The sequence below is a fragment of the Frankia sp. AiPs1 genome (assembly GCF_023716945.1).
GTDB lineage: Bacteria > Actinomycetota > Actinomycetes > Frankiales > Frankiaceae > Frankia.
The window spans coordinates 1-4202 of sequence record NZ_JAMQQF010000526.1 but is presented as its reverse complement, the minus strand read 5'-3'; the positions used below and the strand labels follow the sequence as shown (position 1 = coordinate 4202).

The window sequence follows — 4202 nt, the reverse complement described above, 5'->3', positions numbered from 1 at the left end:
CCGGGGGGCGGGCCACCGGCGCGGCCGACGCCGCCCCGCCCCGCCCGGGAAAGCGGCTGCGCGGGAGCGCTCACGATGCACCTCCGGTGGTGGGCTGGGCACGGTCCGGGTTCGGAGCCGTACGTTCGGCGGCCCGCAACCGCACGGACGCCGCCCGCGGGTTGTCGGCCTTCTCGACCTCGCTCGCCGGTTCCGCGCCGCGGGTGAGCCAGCGCAACCGCGGCTCGGCGCCGGCCGGTACGACCGGCATGTCCGGCGGCACCAGCGTCTCCGCGTAGCCGCGCAGCTCCCGCTTGACCAGCCGGTCCTCGAGGGAGTGATAGGACAGCACGACGAGCCGGCCGCCGACGGCCAGCGCGTCGAAGGCGGCGGGCATCGCCCGGGCGAGCACGTCCAGCTCGGAGTTGACCTCGATGCGCAGTGCCTGGAAGGTGCGCTTGGCCGGATTGCCGCCGGTGCGCCGCGCCGGCGCCGGGATGGCGTCGCGGACGAGGTCGACCAGCCGCGCGGAGGTGGTGAACGGCTCGACGGCGCGGGCCCGGACAACCGACTCCGCGATGCGACGGGCGAACCGCTCCTCGCCGTAGTCCCGCAGAATCCGCGCCAGCTCGGCGGCGTCGTAGGTGTTGAGGACCTCGGCGGCGGTCCGGCCGCCGGTGGCGTCCATCCGCATGTCCAGCGGCGCGTCCCGGGAGTAGGCGAACCCGCGCGCATCGGTGTCGAGCTGCAGGGACGAGACCCCGAGGTCGAACAGGATGCCCTGCACCTGCGGGGAGCCGAGCCCGGCGAGAACCGTGCCGATCTCGTCGTAGATGGCGTGGACGAGCCGCACCCGCTCGGGTGCGAGCGCGCGCAGCCGCTCGCCGCTGTGCGCCAGGGCGTCGAGATCGCGGTCGAGACCGACGACCCGGACCTCGGGGAAGGCGGCGAGCAGGGCCGCGGCGTGCCCACCGAGCCCCACCGTGGCGTCCACCACCACGGCTCCCGGCCTGCTCAGGGCCGGAGCCAACAGTTCCAGCACGCGGTCGGTCAGCACAGGCGTGTGCATGGCGTTCAGCGCTGAGCCTCCCTCGACCGCTCGTGGACCTCGTCTTCAGATGTGCTGACGGGCGCGTCCGGTGCGGCGGCAGCCCGCGCAGGACGCGCGGACACCGCCGGTGCGGCGGAATCCGCACGCGGGACCGCCGAACGTGGCCAGCCCGGCACGCTCCCCACCGTGCCGGCCGCCGGGGAAGGGGCGGCCGGAGGGGCGGGTGCGGGCGTGGGCCGGAACACGTGTTCCGGGCGTCCGGATCGCGAGATCCCAGGGCAGCTCAGATAACTCCGGGCAGGACCTCCTCGGACAGCTCGGCAAAGCTCTCCTCCTGGCCTTCCAGGTAGGCCTGCCAACGCGGCGCATCCCAGATCTCGACCCGGGTGTTCGCCCCGTTGACGACGCAGTCGCGCGTCAGTCCGGCGTACGTGCGCAGCGGGGCGGGAATGGTGATCCGCCCCTGTCGGTCCGGCACGTCGTCAGCAGCCGAGGAAAAGAACACCCGGCTGTAGTCACGCAGCGCCTTTGCCGTGACCGGGGCGGTGCGAAGGGACTCGCTGATCCGGGTGAACTCCGCCATCGGAAAGACGTACAGGCATCGTTCCTGCCCTTTCGTGATCACAAGCCCCCCCTCCAACTCGTCGCGGAACTTCGCGGGCAGGGTCAGCCGCCCTTTGTCATCCAGCCGTGGCGTGTGGCTGCCGAGAAACATCGGCAACCTCCCTGCCGCTGCCGGGAAGACAGCGCCAGGTCACCCCGCGACGGTCAACCGGTAGCTCCTGTCCCCCACTGCGCGCCACTCTACCCCACTGCCCCCCACCCACTACCCCCTCAACACCCCGCGCCACCCCACCGAAACCACTCCGACATCAGGCGCGCGTGATGCCCAGACAAGTACTGGTATAAACCCCCAAAAATTAGTAGGAAAGTCTCTCGTCTGGGGGGATCGAGCAGCGCCACCCGCGCGCCGACCGGGGCTCGCCAGGTGGCGGGCCCGCCACCTGGCGCCGCCCACCCGCCGGCCCGGTCTCGGGCATGTTTCCTTGACCACGGTGGCCTGCACGGCCGCTGTGGATGTCACACTCGGGAGGGGGACGGCTTTAGTCGGGGCCGGCTCCGCGCAGCCCGAAAGCCCGACACCCGGAGGGGGGCCAACTAGTGGTGACCGACCCAGGTCTGCTCCACTGGCGTGACCCGGTGGCCGACATCGGCCACCTTGCCGAGATCGCCGACCGGGTCCGGGCGCGCGTCGAGACGGTCATCGACGGCAAGTCCGAGGCGATCACCACTGCGCTGGTGGTCCTCCTCTCCGAGGGTCACCTGCTCATCGAGGACGTCCCCGGGGTGGGCAAGACCATGCTCGCCAAAGCGCTCGCCCGCTCCATCGACGCCCGGGTGCGGCGCATCCAGTTCACCCCCGACCTGCTGCCCAGCGACGTCACCGGCGTCAGCGTCTACAACCAGGGCACTCGGGACTTCGAGTTCCGCCCCGGCCCGGTGTTCGCCAACATCGTCGTCGGTGACGAGATCAACCGGGCCGAGCCCAAGGCGCAGTCCGCCCTGCTGGAGTGCATGGAGGAGCACCAGGTCACCGTCGACGGGGTCACCTATCGGCTGGAGTCGCCGTTCATGGTCATCGCGACCCAGAACCCGGTGGAGATGGAGGGCACCCGGGCGCTGCCCGAGGCGCAGCGGGACCGCTTCACCGCGCGCATCTCGATGGGCTACCCCTCCCCCGCCGCCGAGATGGCGATGCTCGACAACCACGGCAACGCCAACCCGCTGACGGGCATCACCCCGGTCACCGACGCCGCCGAAGTCGCCCGGCTGATCTCCCTGGTGCGCACCGTGCACGTGTCTGCCGAGGTGCGGCACTACATCGTCGACCTCGTCGGCGGGACCCGGGTGCATCCCGAGATCGCGCTCGGGGCGTCCCCCCGGGCGGCGCTGCACCTCATCCGGTCCGCGCGCGCCCGCGCCGCGTTGGACCAGCGCGCCTTCGTCCTGCCCGACGACGTGCAGGAGATGGCCATCCCGGTGATGGCGCACCGCCTCCTGCTGCACCCGGAGATCATGCTCTCCGGCGAGCCCGGCACCGAGGTCGCCGCCCGGATTCTGACCGAGGTCCTGCACCGGATTCCCATCCCCCGGCCGGGCACGGCACGCCCGGCCCGGCACGGCCGTTAGAGATCCGTGTGCGGGACTTTGTCGCGGCGCTGCGCGGCCTGACGGTCCGCGGCCGGTCCTTCCTTGCCGCGGGGGCGGCCTGCGCCGTGTCCGCGATCATCCTGGGCGAGCAGGACCTGCTGCGCATCGGGCTGCTCGTCGCCAGCCTGCCAGTGCTCGCGGCGGCACTCGTCTGCCGCACCCGCTATCGGCTGTCCTGCACGCGCCGACTCGAACCGCGCCGGGTCACCGCGGGCGACCGGGTCAGCGTGCGCATCCAGCTGGAGAACGTCAGCCGATCGGCCTCGTCGGTGCTGCTGGTGGAGGACACGACCGGCTCCGGCCTGGGCGGCGGCGCCCGCTTCGTGCTCGACCGGATCGAGCCCGGCGGCAGCCGTGACCTCTCCTATACCCTGCGCGCCTCGGTCCGAGGCCGCTACCAGATCGGACCGATGGCGATCCGGCTCGGCGATCCGTTCGGACTCTGCGAGCTGTCCCGCAGCTTCCGCAGCCTGGACGAGCTGATCGTCGCGCCCGCCGTCGAGCGGCTCCCACCGGCCCGGCCGGGCGCCTCGGCCAGCGTGAGCGCCGAGCTGCGCCGGGCCACCGGCCTCATCGGCGAGGACGAGACGACCACCCGGCCGTACCGGTCCGGCGACGACCTGCGCAAGGTGCACTGGAAGACGACGGCCCGCAGCGGCGAGCTGATGGTCCGGCGCGAGGAGCACCCGCAGACCGGTGCCGCGACGATCCTGCTCGACACCCGGGCGCGAGCCTGGCCGGAGTCCGGCCCCTCGTCGGCGTTCGAATGGGCGGTCAGCGCCGTCGGCGGGATCGGGCTCCACCTGGTCCGCGGCGGCTACCGGGTGCGCCTGCTCACCGACCGCGGGCAGGTCACGAGCGCGGCCGGCCCGACCGTCGCCGGGCTGCTCGACGAGCTGGCCACGCTCGCGCCGGTCGACGCCGATTCGCTGCACCCGGCGCTCGCCGCGCTGCGCCGCCC

General features: G+C 72.8%; 4 protein-coding genes. 2 read left to right on the top strand and 2 right to left on the bottom strand.

The features are described 5' to 3' along the window. Positions 1-70: 70 nt before the first annotated feature. Positions 71-1048 carry a 16S rRNA (cytosine(1402)-N(4))-methyltransferase RsmH gene (gene rsmH / locus ND748_RS26675; RefSeq protein WP_251748964.1) on the bottom strand — a complete coding sequence of 326 codons (978 nt, stop codon included), beginning with the start codon at positions 1046-1048 and terminating at the stop codon, positions 71-73. A gap of 265 nt (positions 1049-1313) precedes the next feature. Further along, positions 1314-1745: a division/cell wall cluster transcriptional repressor MraZ gene (gene mraZ / locus ND748_RS26670; protein ID WP_251748962.1), complete on the bottom strand. Its 432-nt coding sequence runs from the start codon at positions 1743-1745 to the stop codon at positions 1314-1316. Positions 1746-2191: 446 nt separating this feature from the next. On the opposite strand from mraZ, the gene ND748_RS26665 reads away from it, so the two are divergent. Together ND748_RS26665 and ND748_RS26660 are read left to right on the top strand one after the other, a co-directional pair. Then, positions 2192-3220: a MoxR family ATPase gene (locus tag ND748_RS26665; RefSeq protein ID WP_251748960.1), complete on the top strand. Its 1029-nt coding sequence runs from the start codon at positions 2192-2194 to the stop codon at positions 3218-3220. Between the two features lie 8 nt (positions 3221-3228). Continuing rightward, positions 3229-4202, top strand: a 974-nt coding sequence (locus tag ND748_RS26660; RefSeq protein WP_251748958.1) for a DUF58 domain-containing protein, incomplete at its 3' end; no start/stop codon positions are given.